Here is a 15,677-nt window from a genome sequence, read left to right as displayed (position 1 = left end):
ATGAAATTTAGTAATTTATTTAAAAGATTACCGCTTCTCACGACCTTCACCGTGGGGATATTTGCCGCACCGTCTCTGTTGGCAGCACCTGCTCCTGGAACTTGTGAGAATACCTCTGACGGGACAACAGAGTATCCGTTTTCATTTGATAGGAAATTCGACAGTCCGGATCAGAACGTTGGCGGACAATTCTTTAGAAATATCTATGAATGGAACTTAAATAAGTCTTATATCGCTAATTGCGGCTGTTCAAGAATGAGAGAGGCGTTTTTTACAGCCAAATCCACGCTGCCTGAAGATATCGGTGTTTCGGATGGTGAAAACCCAGGGTTACAGTATTTTAAGCTGAATGATTTTTTGTCAGTGGCAAGTGAGGTGTATATTGCCGGACGAGAAAGGTCATATTTCAAAGTTCCTTTTAATCAGATAGGGAATAAAAACTCACAGGCTGCTGATGAGGTGGCCTGTAATGCTACAAAAAACACCTATAAAAGTGGTTCTATCGGGAAAGTTCATATTTATTTCCGTCGTCCATTTGTTGGTACGCAAGTTATTCCTCCAACCCGGCTGCTGGAGGTTTATATGACATCTTCGCGGGATGCTATAAGTGCTCTGCCGGTATCATACGTGATGATGAGCGGCACCGTTACTGTCGATCAGCAATGTGTGCTTAACGGGCTAGGGGCTGGGCAGCCTATTAGCATAAACTTTGGTAATATTATGTCGACGGAGTTTAAAACCAAAGGGGCGATGCCAAAAGAATTTACCCCTCATCGAAAAGAGCTCCGCCTGGCATGTAATAACATTTCTGATGGCGTGAAAGTTAACCTTTCATTCCATGGCGAACCTGACCCCAATGTTTCTACGGCGTTGAAAACGGATAGTAACCCGGATGTTGCAGTTAGAATAGATGACCCTATGGGAACTCCTATTTCTCCCGCAGGGGGGCGTTTACCTATAAATATGAATTTTGGTACTACGGAGCAAACAGGTAGTACTGAAATTACTGTTTACCCTATTAATACCACCGGTGAGTTACCTAAGGTCGGTGTGTTTAATTCATCGGCAACCATTAAAGTAAATATAGAGTAGTTTTTTCTCTGGTTCTGGTGTTGTACTACAGCGTGTTTTATAAGGATATTACTAATGAAGGAACTCAAATTGAACGTAATTAAAGGTAGCATCGCGGCATTACTGACTGCAGCGTTGGGGATGAGCCATACTGCATTGGCGGATACCCAGTTAAATATTACCGGTACCATCAAGGCTTCACCGTGTAATGTGGTTAATGATACCGGCAACGGCATCTCGGTAAACTTGGGCGATAACATCCAGGCGGCGACGTTGGGGCAGGCGAATACTTTTACCGAGTGGAAACCTTTCAAACTGATTCTGGAAGACTGTCCGACAACCACCACATCCGTAACGGCAACCTTTAGCGGTACGCCATCGGATGAAAGTGCTGATTTGTATAAAAACACCGGTGAAGCGAGAAACGTGCAAATTGATTTGCAAGATGCTACCGGTGGTACCGGCTTGGGTAACGGCAAGAGTCTGAAGCAATCTATCGTGAGTAATGCCACGACTTACAACCTGCAGGCTCGTGCCTACTCTACTGCGGGTAGCGCAACGCCAGGTTCTATCGTGGGTACGGTAATGGTTGCCTTTACCTACGAGTAAGTGAAGCCTTACTCATAATAAAGCTCCCTCCAGAAATTCGGAGGGGCTTTATTAGATAGTTATACGGTGAGGTATATTAAATGGAATTAATGATGCTGTTCTCTTTCTTGCTTTTCCTATTTGTTAGCATATTTTCTTTTTATATGCATGCGAGATTTATGGCAAAAAGAACAATTCATTCAGTCAGGATGATTGTTAATAGCTAGTGCTATTCCCGTTGCATCTGTAAATGTGTAATAGATCGATCCCACAAGGAACAGGGAGAATTGCTATGACGGTAGCTCATTCTTATCAGCGGGAGAGTGCCCACTCACCTGGTACTAATGGAAAAAGCGGACAGGGCGTGATTGTGATGGAAGCCTGTCCGATGACGGCTCTTGGTATGCGTAATATTCTCGCGCAATCCTGTACGCAGCCAGAAAATATTAAACATGTTAATAACTTGGCTGCTATTCCTAATCTGATGCGTAGCCAGCCGACTTCATTGTTGATTATGGAGCTGTGCGGCGAGTCTGAATCCGTATTGGACGGGTTGCGCTTGATCTCTATGTGCCTGGAGCACTGGCCATCGACGGCGATTGTCGTTTGCACCGCGCTCGACGACCCGCGGGTATTGCAATTGCTCACGGTTTCAGGCGTAAAAGGATTGGTTTTAAAGCAGGAACCGGCCATTGCGTTGGCGCAGTGTGTCCAGCAGGTTTTGGCCGGGCGCCGTAGCTATAGCCATAAGGTACGCCAGCTTTTGGCTAACCAGTCCATTGGTGGTAAGGCTTTGACTGCGCGCGAACTGGATGTATTGGCGTACCTGTTCTCTGGTAAAAGCGTCACTGCCGCAGCATTGATGATGCATCGTGATGTACGCACCGTCAGTACGCATAAACGCAATGCCATGCTGAAGCTGGGGTTTCACAATGATGGTGAGCTCTTTCTGCAAGGGAAATGGATGGCGAAAACCGGCCCGGTGTTTGCCAACTGATTCCTGATTGGCGGGAATTATTTCTCGAATGGGTTATGCAAGTTATTGAGACAGGAGGTCTATATGCAGCCTTTAACGCCAAACTCTACCAGTATCGCCTTAATGGATCGTTGCCCGCTAACGTTAGTTGGGTTATCGAGTTTCATTGAGGATCTTAATGCCCCAAGTCAGATTGTCGTGCAGGAAACCAGCATGTCGGTAGTTTCTGAGGCATTACTGTATCAGCCAACCGACATTCTTATTACTGAACTCAGTGGGTTGAATGAAACTATCGCTGAGGGACGGAAAACATTACTGGAATTATGTGTACAGCTCCCGTCATTAAGAGTCATCGTGTACACCCGCTGTCAGTCTGGTGATGAGTTAAAAGCCTTGCTGGAACAGGTCAATATCAGCGTGATTGCTCGTGATGATACATTGCCTCAGGTGGGTGAATTTTTCACCCGTGTTTTTGACGGCGAGCGCGTATTGAGCCCGTTAATCGGCACATGTTTGGCGCGTAACGACAGCGAAGAAATGTCTAATCTGCATCATTTAACGCGTTGCGAGAATGACGTGCTGACCTTTTTATTTAATGGCATGAGTCTGCGTCAGATTGCTGAATTACAGCGGCGTAGTATTAAAACGATCAGCGCACACAAGTGTAATGCCATGCGTAAATTACAGGTAAAAAATGACAGCGAACTGTTCTCACTAAAGAAAAATATCACCCAGCAGTTTGTTGTGAATGAGTAATGAAATCGGCAGCGCTTGTCATGGCCGTTGAGGAGTATTTGGCTTAGTGGGCGGTTATTTGCCTTTCATGGATAAGGATATGACGGTAGACAGCCAATCAATATCGCGTATTGCACTATTAATCTCCTGTCAGTTAACTGCTTACGGGCTTGAGCGATTGTTGGCGCATGGTATGTCACATAAGCGAGAGTTTTGGCGTTTAGATTCTCTGTCCGGTACTTGCCAGCGGTTATTACAGCATGCCGATATGCTGATTATATCATTCAGCATACAGCAGTCAGACTGGCACGCGCGCTTACTGATGTTGGAAGCGCTGCGTAACCTTCGGCCGGCAATGCCGATTGTGGTGATCATTGATGCCCATATTCCATTTTTATTACAGCAACTTGATGTTCTGCATATTAACGGGATTATCAGTCAGCATGATTCATTGAATGAAATTGACGATGTACTGATGCAAATCTTTGTTGAAGGCAGCCCATCTCGGCACGGCCTGAAAAGTTCGCTGGCAGGTCAGGCCGCCGCCAGTGTGTTATCTCAACGGCTTAGTACGTCGGAACTACGGGCGCTGCGTTATTTGCTCAATGGCTATTCATTACAACAAACGGCTGCAAAGATGCAGCGTAATAAAAAATCGGTTATCGCATTGAAAAATAAAGGTATGCGCAAGTTGGGAATCAACCATAGTGCCGGGCTGGTTGCGATACGCGGCATGTTGGAAAACCAATACCGTCAACGGTTGCCATCGTCCAATACGTCTATTGATAACCGTAAGCCAGTTACGGCAAGCCGCTAGGGAACATTGCCGGAAGCGGGATTGAAAGCAGTAAAAACAGAGTTGCCGCCGTGAATTATGGCTATGCCAGGGAAGCAACTACGGGTCATTCTCCAGTAAGAAAGGAAAAGGTAAATAGTGAAACATTTGCAGATAACCAATGGACATGCGCGTTTGCTGATCGGCGTCATGATGGCGGGGAGCCTGTTGCTTACCGGTTGCCAGAGTAAAAAACCACGCAGCCTGGTTTCTCCTCCTGTCACGGTTGCGCCTGTACCCGCTCCTGTTGTTCCGCCGCCACCAGAAAAGAAAGAGAGCCGTATCAGCCTGTGTCAGAGTGAACTGGCGTCGCTGAAAAAGGTGAATCCTAAAGCCTACGCGTTACGAAAAGCCTATTTTGACAGCCTGGTCAATAGCGTGTCGGTGTATGGCGCGGTGCGTGGCAATGTTAATACTCAGACCAAGGATACCCTTGATGCGTTGTATAAATATAAAACGAATCAGGCGTGTTCGATGATTGAACGTGATGTGCTTGATGCGTTGATCCGTAAAGGGGAGAGCGTGAAGTGAATCAGGGTATTAAGTATGGCTTTTTGTTTGCTCTGACGCTGCCGTTTGGCGCTGGAGCCGCAAACAGCTTCAGTGATGAGCAAACGTTACAGTCGCTGGATGCCATCACCCGCAGAGTTGACGATGCGCCAGCACTTTTGTTACTGACGCCTTCCCAGTTGGAGGCAATTGATTCGCCACCGGAACAGAAAGCGGCACAGCAAGCCAAAAGCAGTAATCAGTTGGATAAGAGAGCGGCGAAGCAAAGCGCCGCTTCTTTACGAGAACTGAAGTCTCAGCAGGCGAAAATCAATCAGCTCAATGCCGCCTTGGCCAAACAGAATCGAGAGTTGAAAAAGCTGCGAGAGGCGGCACGAGCGGATGGAGACTCACGTACTGAAGTGGAACGGCTGAAAAAGTCGTTGCAGGCAAGCTTACAAAAAACGGAAAACATGCAGCAGCAGCTGTCGGCAATGAATGCTGCGAAAAGTGATAAACAGCAGGATAGCACCAGGTTACGGCAGGCGTTGGAGAAGAGTCAGCAACAAAGCTCAGAATTACAAAAACAGGTTGCGGCGTTAACCGTTGCGCAGGACGAGCGCGTAAAACAGCATAAATCTATGCAGGCCACGCTGGATGAAAACCGGAAGCATGCCGAAGAGTTGCAAAAGCGGCTGGCGGCGTTAACCGATCAGCGCAAACGCAAGGATAAGGGGAGCGCAGTGTTGCAGAGCGCTCTGGACGACAGCAAGAAGCATGGTGAAGAGCTGCAAAAACAGCTGACGACCCTGATATCTCAAGCTAAGGCGAAAGAAAAAGATGCTGCAGCGTTGCAGAAGGCGTTAGATGAAAGTAACAAGGGGCGGGGCGAGCTGCAAAAGCAGCTGACGGCGCTGGCTGCTCAAGGCAAGACGAAAGAAAAAGATACCGCCGCGTTGCAGAAGGCGTTAGATGAAAGTAACAAGGGGCGGGGCGAGCTGCAAAAGCAGCTGACGGCGCTGGCTGTTCAAGGCAAGACGAAAGAAAAAGATGCCGCCGCGTTGCAGAGCGCGCTGGAGGAAAGCAAGAAAAACGGCGCAGAGCTGCAGAAGCAGCTGATGGCGCTGGCCGCCCAGGGTAAGACGAAAGAGAAAGATGCCGCCGCCTTGCAGAAGGCGTTGGATGAAAGCAACAAGGGGCGGGGCGAGCTGCAAAAACAGCTGATGGCGTTGGCCGCTCAAGGCAAGACGAAAGAAAAAGATGCCGCCGCGTTGCAGAGCGCGCTGGAGGAAAGTAAGAAAAACGGCGTAGAGCTGCAGAAGCAGCTGACGGCGCTGGCCGCCCAGGGCAAGACGAAAGAGAAAGATACCGCCGCGTTGCAGAGCGCGCTGGAAGAAAGTAAGAAAAACGGCGTGGAGCTGCAGAAGCAGCTGACGGCGCTGGCCGCCCAGGGCAAGACGAAAGAGAAAGATACCGCCGCGTTGCAGAGCGCGCTGGAGGAAAGCAAGAAAAACGGCGTAGAGCTGCAGAAACAATTGGCGACGCTGGTGGAACAGGGGAAAGCGCAAGCAAAAGACCACGTTGCGTTACAGCAGGAACTGGCTGTACTGAAGAAAGAGCGTGCCGTTCGTAAAGACGCCGTGGCACCGCCGAAAACGGCCGATGAGATCCGCGATTATGCGATCGGCAGTTCATTAGGCAATGACGTATTGGCGTTACTGCAAGAAAAAATTGCTCAGGGGATCAAAATCAACCAACGCATGGCATTTTCCGGCGTGCAGGATGCTTTACAAGGCAAGAACAAGCTGGGGCAAGATAAGATCGCCAAGGCGTTGTATGAAACCGAAGTGGCGCTGAACGAGAAAGAGAAGAAGTTAAAGGCGGAAACCGAACGGCAAGGTTTACGCTACGTTGAGCAGTTCAGGAAGAAGAAGAGCGTTAAGAAATCCTCAAGCGGTTTTTATTATCGGGTTGATTACCTGGGCGCAGGGAAAATTGACGATAGTGATACGGTAGCCGTTGTCGTGAAGGAAAGCCTGACCAGCGGTAAAGTAATTAAGGATATGGATATTGCTGGCACCTCTATTTCACAACCGCTGAGCAGTTATCCGGCCATGTTCCGTGATGCGATTAAGCAATTGCAGAATCATGGCACGATGACAATGGTGGTGCCGCCTGAACTGGCATATGGTGATAAGGGACTGGCTCCGGATATTCCTCCGGGTTCAACCATGGTTTATAACATCAGAATTCTTGATGTATTGCCAGCAGACGGTGCAGCTGGCAATAAAAAATAGCGCTGTTATTTATATCTGGAGTAAGTTGAGCGCATTGATGGTTGGCTTAAATATGTATGACCCGAAAGCGCTCAACATTACTTGCGGTGTAAATAACGGTGTTTTGAATGTTTCGATGCCCGAGGTAATCCTGGATGAGCCGGGTGTCGACGCCTTTATCCGCTAGAGCAAACCCGCAGGAGTGGCGCAGCATATGCGGATGTACCTGAACGCTAATGCCGGCAAGTTGCCCATAGTTTTTCATCAGGCGATAAAGCTGCTGGCGCGATATTTGTCCGCCATGTCGTGATAGGAACAGCCATGGGCTATCGGCTTCTAAATAGCGTGGTCGTTGGCTGAGCCATTGCTTGATGGCCAGGCGTTCTCGGATCTGAATCGGGTGCTGCACGGAAAAGCCGTTTTTCAGCCGGGCAACGTGCAGGCGGTTGGTATTAAGGTCAATGTCTTCTAATCGCAAACCGCGTAACTCACTGACTCGTAAACCGTGGATAAAACACATCAGTAACATACAGCGATCGCGGGCAGAATTGAGGCCTTGAGGAACGGCATCTATCATTTGTTCGACTTCAATATGAGTGAGGTATTTGCGTTTTTTCATACTCTTCCTTGATGAAAACAAAGAAGCCATCATGGTTTCCTTGTAACTGAATTAAAGCACTCAGACCATTTGTTAAGCAAATAAATAAGAGGTCATGTAAATAGGAATTGTCTGTAAAAATGTTTTGCGAACTGGGTGGGATAATGCGGTGATGGAAAATCTCATGTGAGAAAAAATAGCAAATCAGATCGTAATTTGATCGTTTTTAACAGAGGGGAGTTGATCTAAATTGAGTTTTATCGGGCGAGAATATAGCGATTTATTTGTGGATTTTGATTTTTTTTGTTGTTTTGTTTGTATGGTGTTATTGGTTTGTTGGTTTTTATCTTGTCCCATCCCCATATTTTAATATTTAACCTCCTATTTATTGCTTTGTCTATTATTTGTGAGTGGATACTTCTCGGCATGGGTTCTTACGTGGCGCAGTGACCCCGAGTGCTGATTGCAATAGAGGAGATGTGAGGTAAGGGACGGGTTTCTGTGACGCCGCATGGTGATGAGAATTGTTATTGCTATCACTCCCATGCCTATTACAATGCCAGCCATTGCATTCTGTTTAGAGGTGACTCATGGAGTTGCTACGGGTGGTATATCACCAGTATCGTTGGCCGTTTCTGGCGGTGATGGCCCTGACGTTGGCTAGCGCCGCGTTGGGCATTGGCATTATTGCTTTCATTAATCAGCATCTGATGGCGGCGGCGGCGGAGAATCCATTGGCTATTTTGCCGCAGTTTCTCGCTTTGCTGGGTATCTTGATGGCGGTCACTTTAGGTTCGCAGTTGGCGTTGACCACATTAGGTCACCATTTTGTCTATCGCCTGCGCGGACAATTGGTTAAAAGCATTTTGGATACCAATATTGAGCGCATCGAACATCTGGGCAGTGCCTCTTTGCTGGCCAGTTTATCCAGCGATATCCGTAATATCACCATGGCGTTCGTACGTTTGCCTGAGTTGGTGCAGGGTGTGGTATTGACGATCGGTTGCGCGGCTTACTTGGGATGGCTATCGCCGGCGATGCTGGCGGTGACGGCCGTTTGGGTAGCGATCACCATTCTGGTCAGTTGGCTGTTGGTGTCTCGAGTATATCGGCATTTAACTCAGGTGCGGGAAGCTGAAGAGCTGCTGTATCAGGATTACCAGGCGGCGATCGACGGGCGGAAGGAGCTGGCGTTGAATCGTGACCGTGCGCAGCGTTTGTATCAGCAGACTTACCGGGCCAACTCTGATGAATACCGGCACCACATTATTCGCGCGGACACGTTCCATCTCAGCGCGGTGAACTGGTCGAATATCATGATGCTTGGCGCTATCGGGCTGGTGTTCTTTATGGCGAATGGCCTGGGATGGTCCGATACGGCGGTGGCTGCGACTTATTCGCTGACGCTGTTGTTTTTACGTACGCCGTTGCTACAGGCGGTGGGGGCATTCCCGATGCTGCTTGGCGCAGAAGTGGCGTTCAAAAAAGTGAAGTTGCTCAAGTTGGCGGAGTATCAGCCACACTTTACGCCGACGGTCGCCATGCCTTGGCAAACGCTGGAGCTGCGCAATGTGTCATTCCACTATGCGGCGGGTGAACAGGCGCAGGGGTTTGCCGTAGGTCCGTTGAACCTGACGCTAACGCGTGGTGAGCTGGTGTTTTTGATCGGCGGCAACGGTAGCGGGAAGTCGACGTTGGCGAAGTTGTTAACCGGGCTTTATCAGCCGGTGAGCGGACAGATAATTATTGATGGTGTGGCGCTGCAGGCGGCGGATCAAGATAATTACCGTCGCCTGTTCTCAGCTATTTTCACCGACTTTTACCAGTTCGACCGGTTACAGGGCGCCGATGGCGGGGAGCCGGATGCGGAACTGGTGGCAAACTGGCTCGAAAAGCTCAATATGCAGAACAAACTGGAGTTTGACGGCGATCGCGTGACTAACCCTCAGCTCTCCCAAGGGCAGCGTAAGCGGTTGGCGTTGCTGCTGGCGGTTGCGGAGCAGCGGGATATTTTGCTGCTTGATGAATGGGCGGCCGATCAGGATCCGCAATTCCGTCGTATCTTCTATCGTGAACTGCTGCCGGCATTACGTGCGCTGGGTAAAACGGTGTTTGCCATCAGCCATGACGATCACTATTTCGAACATGCCGACCGGCTGTTAGAGATGCGTAACGGCAAGCTCAGCGAGCTGACCGGTAGCGAGCGTGAGCGCGCCAGCCGGGATTCCGTGTCACAAATCGATTGATCTCCGCTTCCCGGCGCCTGATGCGCGCCGGGTTAGGCGACTTTTCTTTTCCCCGCGCGTATCGCTTTCCCGCCATATTAGAAATCATGATTAATAAATATCAATAGGGAATAACAGCTTTATCTATAGCTTTAAGCAATCGATGGTTTGTTTGTAATTAGTGTAATCTATAGCCGATAAACTATTAAACGGGCATGGGCCGGCGTGTTGAACGCGTTTGTCATGTGCTTACACAATAGCAATTTTAATTGGGCTATGGCCGTGTAGTAACTGACTGGATTTTTTCTGTTTAGGGAAAAGCAATGGATAAGAAAAAAATTGAGACGGAGAAACAGCGCGTGTATCGCAGCAAAACGAAAATTCCGCCATCATGGCAGTTGAACGAAGCGCAGCGCGCGTTTATTGAAGACCTCTGGCAGGATGATGCGCCGGAGGCGGAAGCGCCTCGCCCAGTGAAAAAGGATTCGCCTTAGCGAAGGCCCGGAGCTATCCGGCGAAACGAGCTTGACGGTATGGCAGAGCCTGCCATACCGTCACCCAGCTTTGCGTTATCTCACATTCCAACCATCGTTGAGTTTTTCTTCCCTCACGCAGTTCCGGGCAGAGGAGCTGGTGCGATCCGGGCCGGTCCTTCCGTCTGACGGCTAAGGCGCCAGCAGGTTTGGTGGTACTTCGCCACGCTGTTGCGATGCGCGACGCTGACCAGCGTAACATCCGGCAAGGTCGTAACCAGACGTTCATACATCAGCTGTTCAGTTTCGTCATCCAGTGCGCTGGTCGCTTCATCCAGGAACAATATGTCAGGACGGGTGAGCAGTGCGCGTGCGAATGCCAGCCGCTGCTGTTCGCCGGGAGAAAGGCGCTGGCTCCAGTTATTCACCGTATCCAGCCAGCGTTGCAGCGGTTGCAGATGGCATACCTCCAGTACATCCAGCAGTTGCTCGTCATGGTAGGTATGTGCCGGGTGCGGATAACTCAGCGCTTCCCGCAGCGTGCCGATGGGAATGTAGCTGCGCTGTGGCAGGAACAGGGCGCGCAGCGAGGTATCGCGGCGAATGCGGCCTGCGCCGTAAGGCCAGATGCCGGCAATGGCGCGCAGCAGCGTTGATTTACCACAGCCGGAAGGGCCGGCGATTAATACGCGCTCGCCGCGCGGCAGCGTTAACGAGATATCTTGTACCAGCGGCTGACCATCTGGTAACTGCAGACTGAGCCGACTAAGTGTAAGTGGTTGTTTATTATCCTGCTCCAGTGTGATGCCTCGAGGTTGGTGATGCGCCTGCTCCACGGCGGCGTTAAAGCCGGCCAGACGGTTAACGCAGGCTTTCCAGGCGGCCAGATCGTTAAAGGCATCGATAAACCATGACAGGGCGCCCTGTACCTGGCCGAAGGCCGAAGCGATTTGCATCAGTCCCCCCATCTGAATGGCGCCGGAAAAGTAGCGCGGCGCGGCAACCAGCAGAGGGAAAATAATGGCGAACTGACCGTAAAAGTTACTGGCGATATTCAGCCGGCGGGTAACGCGCATAATAGACCACCAGTTATTACGGATGGTGGCGAAGCGTTCGCCCAACTGTTGGGCCTCCTGCTTTTCACCCTGATACAGCGCAATGGCATCATGGTTTTCCCGGATGCGGATCAGGCCGAAACGAAAGTTCGCTTCATAGTGTTCCTGATCAAAGCCCAGCCGCACCAGCGGCTTGCCGACCCAGCCGATAATCACCGATCCCAGCAGCGCATACAGCAAGGCAAACCACACCATATAGCCCGGCAGCGTAAAGGTGTGTCCGTGCAGCGCAAAACTTAACGGCCCGCTGACGTGCCACAGAATACTGACGAAGGAAAAGAGCGTCACCAGGCTGGACAATAGCCCCAATGACAGCGAGAGCGTGTTACGCGTCAGAACATTAAGATCTTCGGCAATACGCTGATCCGGGTTATCGACCAGCTGTTGCTGTTCGCTGTGGTAATAGGCTTGGTGCGCCAGCCATTTATCCATAAACTTTTCCGTCATCCAACTGCGCCAGCGCATCTGCAGCCCCTGCGTCAGATACACCTTAAATACTGCCAGCACGATGAAGCTCAGCGCCAGATAGGTAAAGCGCCACAGCTGCTGTTTGAATACCGGATAGTTTTTATTCTGTAGTGCATCATAGAACACCTGATTCCACTGATTGATCAGGACGCTGATATAGACCAGCCCCAGCGACAGCGCGACGATGGCGATAAGCATTCCCCAGGCGCGCCATTTCTCCTCGGAAACCCAAAAAGGTTTAATTAACTGCCAGACGGCATGTTTTTGTGTGCTGTTCATAAGTTCTCGCCGTGAAAAACATGGCAGACAGCATCGCCAAGCCAAGGGCAACAAGCAAATTGCGAGTTGTAAGCAGGTTTAACACCTTCTAATCCCAAGGGATATTAGGGTGAATCGCGAAAGATGAAGCCGGCGGGCCAGACGGTTATACTGGCGGCGATTTGAAACGCGACCCTGAGAAGGAAGAGCTATGAGGGCATTGTTGCCGCCGCTGCTGGCCTGTAGCGCTATGGCCAGCTGGCCGGCGCTGGCGCAGATTGATGAACCGGATATCCACGCCGATTGCCAGAAGGTGGCCGGCTACGCCGAACTGGGGCATAGCGCATACCAGAATGGCGACTATACGAAGGCGGCAGGTATTTTTCGCGATCAGGCGGCCTGGAGTGAGTTTTGCGGCTTCAGCGAGCGCGCTACGGCGACGGCGTATAACAACGTCGCGCTGGCGCTGATGCGCGCCGGGCAGTTGTTGAAGGCGCGCGCCTATCTGCTGCTGGTGCCGGACGATGACAAATCACGTCACAATATGGCATTGCTGGAACAGCGGCTGGCGCAACAGCCGCCGGCGACCGGCCCGGCCGGTGTTTACTGGCAGTATGCCGGCCGCGGCGTTTGGAGCGAAGTGACGGTAGTGCCGCGCGGCGATCTGTGGCAAATCGATTATGCCGGCTATTACATGCCGGGCATGGGGCTGTATTACGGCCCCAATATGGGGGAATTCGCCGACGTATTGCCGATTCAGAACGGGAAAGCGTTATACCATCAGGACGATGAGGATGATGAGTCGGCCTGCGATGTGACCCTTACCTTCAGCGATGATGCCGTGGATCTGAATTCCCAGGGCGACTGCGGCTTTGGGCATAACGTTCAGGCGGCGGGACATTTTATTCGGGTCGAGTAAAACGCCGTGCCGCCTTACGCTAAGGCGGCGGCGCTGCTCAGTATTTCCTTCCAGCCAGCAACGTTGTCCAGATAGTTGCCAGCCGCGATGGTATGCAGATCGCCGTTGCTGTCCTGCAGGGCGAAGGTCGGGAACCCCTGGCCGTGCACTTTGGCGAGGAAGGCCCGGCTTTCAGCGATATGCTGGGCGGTAGGGGCGCCGCGGTTAAAACGCATCTCGGCGATAAACGGCGCCGAGGGCAGCCCCAGTTCGCGCGCCAGCGCTTCCAGCACCGGTAAATCGGCGATGCGTCGTCCTTCCTGATAGTGCGCCCGTTGCACCAGGTGCAGCATATCCAGTCCCCGGCCGGCCAGCTGTTGTGCCGCGAGGATCGCGGTTGTCGGCGGCTCGGAGTCCATGACTGCCGTGTTGTCGCACAGCAAGCCGTTGAAATAGGCGTCGCCGAAGGGCTGCCCGGTGAGTTCGGCGATGCGTTTATCCTGCGGAATGACATAGTTGCGCCATTCCGGGGTGATTTGACGGCGGTTGCCGCCGGTCAGCATGCCGCCGCCATGCAGGGCGATCGCTAATCCGGGAATGGTCTGCGCCGCCTTGACCAGCGGGGCAGCGCCGTAGCACCAGCCGCACAGCGGATCATACACGTAATGCAGCGTTACGTTGCTCATGGAATACCTCTTGTCTTGTCGATGCTGCGTCGGATCATGCGGCGCAGCATTCCTGTTGGCTCGTCTCAGTAGCGCTTTACTGCGGCCATTTCATTTCGCCTTTCAGCACCTTGGCGCTCAGCTCCAGGCTGGAAACGTCTTTCAGCGTCGGGTAGTGTTTTTCCATCGCGGTTACCAGCTGTTTGGCATCCTTGGCCTGCGGCAGCTCGGCCTCCAGCACCTTCAGATAGTTCTGGGTAAAGGTGACGGATTCCAGCGTTTGCGCGGCGCCGGGCAGATAGTGCCCAGGAACGACCCGCTTTGGCTGCAGCGTCTGGATACTGGCCAGCGTTTGCTGCCAGTGCGCGCGCGATTCTGCGCTTTGGTTATCGGCAATCCACGGGTGGATATTATTGCCGGCCACCGCCACGCCGCCCACCACGGCTTTCAACGCCGGGATCCATACATAGGTTCGCGCCGGCGTCGGGCCGTTCAGGCCTTTTACCTCAACTTTTTGCCCGTCGATGGTGAAGCTGTCGCCCGCCAGCGGTTGCGGGACAACCACGTGGGCCGGCGCATTGTCTTTCAGAATCGGCCCCCAATAGGCAATTTTGCCCTCTTTGGTCGCCTTGATTTCTTTGATGGTGCCAGGTGTCGCGATAATTTTTGCTTCAGGGAAGGCGGCCTGAATCACGTCCAGACCGAAATAGAAGTCTGGGTCGGAATGGCTGATATAGACGGTGGTCAGTTTTTTACCGGTCGCCTTGATTTTATTGACCAGTTGCTGCGCATCATTGCGCTGGAACTGGGCATCGATCAGCGCCACTTCATGCGGGCCGCTGATGATTTCAGAAGAGACCGGGAACACGCTTTTTTCCCCGGGGTTATAGACCTCCATCGTCAGCGTATCGGCGGCGTTGGCATAGGTGCTGATAGCGGCGACGCCGGTCAGCGTCAGAGCGATAAGTGATTTCTTAAACATTGTCGGGTTGTCCTGTTGGTTTTAACGTTGCACAGATGTTATGTTGCATAAATCGAATAAAAAACCGGATAATTTGCAATTATTAGTTTCATAAATCGGACGAATTATGGATCGCATCACTGCCGCTGAAGTTTTTGTCGCCATTGTCGAGAGCGGCAGCATGATTGCCGCCGCTGAGGCGCTGGATATGTCGCGCGCCATGGTGACGCGCTATCTGGCGCAGATGGAGCAGTGGGCGGGGGCGCGTCTACTGCACCGCACCACGCGCAGACTCAGCCTGACCGATGCGGGCGAGCGCACGTTGGAACGCTGCCGGCAGATGTTGGCGGTCGCCGGGGAGATCGATCTGGTCGAGGCGGAAGCCAATGTGGAGTTACGCGGTTTGCTGCGCATCACCTGCTCGCAGTCGCTGGGGCAAACCACGCTGGCGGCGGCGGTGACGCACTACCTGCGGCGCTATCCCCAGGTGGCGGTGGATTTGCAGATGAACAACCGCGCGGTCAACCTGGTGGAGGAACGCATCGATTTGGCGCTGCGCATCACCAATGAACTCGATCCGAATCTGATTGCCCGACCGTTATCGCGCTGCGCTTCGGTGGTCTGCGCGACGCCCGACTATCTGGCGGCGCATGGGACGCCGCGTCAGCCGCAGGATCTGGCGCTGCATAACTGCCTGACATACTCCTATTTTGGCAAAAGCCTGTGGCATTTTGAGCATCAGGGCGTGAAGTCGGCGGTGGCGGTCAGCGGCAACCTGAGCGCCAACGAGTCGGTGGTGCTGCTGGCCGCTACCCTGAAGGGGGCCGGTATTTCATTGCAGCCTTACTACTCCGCGGCGCCGCTGCTGGCCAGCGGCGAGCTGGTGGAGTTGATGCCGGAGTACCAGCCGCAGTCGATGGGGATTTATGGTATCTACACCTCGCGTCGCCAGCTGCCGGCAACCCTGCGCACCATGCTGGATTTTCTGGTGGAGTGGTTTGCCAGCGATGAAAAGTGGTTGGCGACGCTACGTAAGTAGCGTATGA

General features: G+C 52.1%; 15 protein-coding genes. 11 read left to right on the top strand and 4 right to left on the bottom strand.

Annotated features, from left to right (window positions below; all coding sequences use genetic code 11):
• The 7 genes from CLM71_RS18955 (at window position 1) to CLM71_RS18925 (ending at window position 6,991) form a co-directional block, all read left to right on the top strand.
• The gene (locus CLM71_RS18955) at window positions 1-1,092 is read left to right on the top strand and encodes a fimbrial protein (protein WP_158684835.1); all 1,092 of its coding nucleotides are present in this window, start codon (window positions 1-3) and stop codon (window positions 1,090-1,092) included.
• A 54-nt stretch (window positions 1,093-1,146) separates the two neighbouring features.
• Window positions 1,147-1,680, top strand: a complete 534-nt coding sequence (locus tag CLM71_RS18950; RefSeq protein WP_105232366.1) for a fimbrial protein — start codon at window positions 1,147-1,149, stop codon at window positions 1,678-1,680.
• A 271-nt stretch (window positions 1,681-1,951) separates the two neighbouring features.
• Window positions 1,952-2,656 carry a response regulator transcription factor gene (locus CLM71_RS18945; protein WP_105232365.1) on the top strand — a complete coding sequence of 235 codons (705 nt, stop codon included), beginning with the start codon at window positions 1,952-1,954 and terminating at the stop codon, window positions 2,654-2,656.
• 63 nt (window positions 2,657-2,719) lie between these two features.
• Window positions 2,720-3,391 carry a response regulator transcription factor gene (locus CLM71_RS18940; protein WP_105232364.1) on the top strand — a complete coding sequence of 224 codons (672 nt, stop codon included), beginning with the start codon at window positions 2,720-2,722 and terminating at the stop codon, window positions 3,389-3,391.
• A gap of 79 nt (window positions 3,392-3,470) precedes the next feature.
• The gene (locus CLM71_RS18935; protein WP_158684834.1) at window positions 3,471-4,187 is read left to right on the top strand and encodes a hypothetical protein; all 717 of its coding nucleotides are present in this window, start codon (window positions 3,471-3,473) and stop codon (window positions 4,185-4,187) included.
• Window positions 4,188-4,304: 117 nt separating this feature from the next.
• On the top strand, window positions 4,305-4,736 hold the full coding sequence (locus CLM71_RS18930) for a hypothetical protein (protein WP_105232362.1): 432 nt from the start codon (window positions 4,305-4,307) through the stop codon (window positions 4,734-4,736).
• Window positions 4,733-6,991, top strand: a complete 2,259-nt coding sequence (locus CLM71_RS18925; RefSeq protein ID WP_105232361.1) for an FKBP-type peptidyl-prolyl cis-trans isomerase N-terminal domain-containing protein — start codon at window positions 4,733-4,735, stop codon at window positions 6,989-6,991. The genes CLM71_RS18930 and CLM71_RS18925 overlap by 4 nt, the downstream gene beginning before the upstream one ends.
• A 46-nt stretch (window positions 6,992-7,037) precedes the next feature.
• On the opposite strand, the gene CLM71_RS18920 is transcribed toward CLM71_RS18925, so the two are convergent.
• Complete coding sequence (locus CLM71_RS18920) at window positions 7,038-7,589, bottom strand: tyrosine-type DNA invertase (protein WP_105232360.1); 552 nt, start codon at window positions 7,587-7,589, stop codon at window positions 7,038-7,040.
• Window positions 7,590-8,158: 569 nt separating this feature from the next.
• Between CLM71_RS18920 and CLM71_RS18915 the strand changes: the two genes are divergently transcribed.
• On the top strand, window positions 8,159-9,814 hold the full coding sequence (locus CLM71_RS18915) for a multidrug ABC transporter permease/ATP-binding protein (RefSeq protein ID WP_105232359.1): 1,656 nt from the start codon (window positions 8,159-8,161) through the stop codon (window positions 9,812-9,814).
• A 302-nt stretch (window positions 9,815-10,116) separates the two neighbouring features.
• Complete coding sequence (locus tag CLM71_RS24170; RefSeq protein ID WP_172606258.1) at window positions 10,117-10,287, top strand: hypothetical protein; 171 nt, start codon at window positions 10,117-10,119, stop codon at window positions 10,285-10,287.
• 113 nt (window positions 10,288-10,400) lie between these two features.
• Here the strand turns inward: CLM71_RS24170 and CLM71_RS18910 are convergent, their stop codons facing one another.
• Window positions 10,401-12,128 carry an ABC transporter ATP-binding protein/permease gene (locus tag CLM71_RS18910; protein WP_105232358.1) on the bottom strand — a complete coding sequence of 576 codons (1,728 nt, stop codon included), beginning with the start codon at window positions 12,126-12,128 and terminating at the stop codon, window positions 10,401-10,403.
• 190 nt (window positions 12,129-12,318) lie between these two features.
• Between CLM71_RS18910 and CLM71_RS18905 the strand changes: the two genes are divergently transcribed.
• Window positions 12,319-13,026, top strand: a complete 708-nt coding sequence (locus CLM71_RS18905; RefSeq protein WP_105232357.1) for a tetratricopeptide repeat protein — start codon at window positions 12,319-12,321, stop codon at window positions 13,024-13,026.
• Between the two features lie 14 nt (window positions 13,027-13,040).
• Here the strand turns inward: CLM71_RS18905 and CLM71_RS18900 are convergent, their stop codons facing one another.
• Entirely contained in the window at window positions 13,041-13,691 is a 651-nt protein-coding gene (locus tag CLM71_RS18900; RefSeq protein WP_105232356.1) for a DsbA family protein, read from the bottom strand.
• Between the two features lie 76 nt (window positions 13,692-13,767).
• Complete coding sequence (locus CLM71_RS18895) at window positions 13,768-14,652, bottom strand: MBL fold metallo-hydrolase (protein ID WP_105232355.1); 885 nt, start codon at window positions 14,650-14,652, stop codon at window positions 13,768-13,770.
• A gap of 106 nt (window positions 14,653-14,758) precedes the next feature.
• Here CLM71_RS18895 and CLM71_RS18890 point away from each other — a divergent pair, with 106 nt between their 5' ends.
• Window positions 14,759-15,670 carry a LysR family transcriptional regulator gene (locus CLM71_RS18890; protein ID WP_105232354.1) on the top strand — a complete coding sequence of 304 codons (912 nt, stop codon included), beginning with the start codon at window positions 14,759-14,761 and terminating at the stop codon, window positions 15,668-15,670.
• The last annotated feature ends 7 nt before the right edge of the window (window positions 15,671-15,677 follow it).

This window comes from Serratia sp. MYb239 (genome assembly GCF_002966855.1).
GTDB lineage: Bacteria > Pseudomonadota > Gammaproteobacteria > Enterobacterales > Enterobacteriaceae > Serratia_B > Serratia_B rhizosphaerae.
This window is presented reverse-complemented; position numbering and strand designations above follow the sequence as displayed.

Coding starts and splice junctions, on each gene's coding strand:
- CLM71_RS18895 (WP_105232355.1), bottom strand. CDS start 14,652: ATGTTTAAGAAATCACTTATCGCTCTGACGCTGACCGGCGTCGCCGCT.
- CLM71_RS24170 (WP_172606258.1), top strand. CDS start 10,117: ATGGATAAGAAAAAAATTGAGACGGAGAAACAGCGCGTGTATCGCAGC.
- CLM71_RS18910 (WP_105232358.1), bottom strand. CDS start 12,128: ATGAACAGCACACAAAAACATGCCGTCTGGCAGTTAATTAAACCTTTT.
- CLM71_RS18940 (WP_105232364.1), top strand. CDS start 2,720: ATGCAGCCTTTAACGCCAAACTCTACCAGTATCGCCTTAATGGATCGT.
- CLM71_RS18920 (WP_105232360.1), bottom strand. CDS start 7,589: ATGAAAAAACGCAAATACCTCACTCATATTGAAGTCGAACAAATGATA.
- CLM71_RS18950 (WP_105232366.1), top strand. CDS start 1,147: ATGAAGGAACTCAAATTGAACGTAATTAAAGGTAGCATCGCGGCATTA.
- CLM71_RS18890 (WP_105232354.1), top strand. CDS start 14,759: ATGGATCGCATCACTGCCGCTGAAGTTTTTGTCGCCATTGTCGAGAGC.
- CLM71_RS18945 (WP_105232365.1), top strand. CDS start 1,952: ATGACGGTAGCTCATTCTTATCAGCGGGAGAGTGCCCACTCACCTGGT.
- CLM71_RS18955 (WP_158684835.1), top strand. CDS start 1: ATGAAATTTAGTAATTTATTTAAAAGATTACCGCTTCTCACGACCTTC.
- CLM71_RS18935 (WP_158684834.1), top strand. CDS start 3,471: ATGACGGTAGACAGCCAATCAATATCGCGTATTGCACTATTAATCTCC.
- CLM71_RS18900 (WP_105232356.1), bottom strand. CDS start 13,691: ATGAGCAACGTAACGCTGCATTACGTGTATGATCCGCTGTGCGGCTGG.
- CLM71_RS18915 (WP_105232359.1), top strand. CDS start 8,159: ATGGAGTTGCTACGGGTGGTATATCACCAGTATCGTTGGCCGTTTCTG.
- CLM71_RS18905 (WP_105232357.1), top strand. CDS start 12,319: ATGAGGGCATTGTTGCCGCCGCTGCTGGCCTGTAGCGCTATGGCCAGC.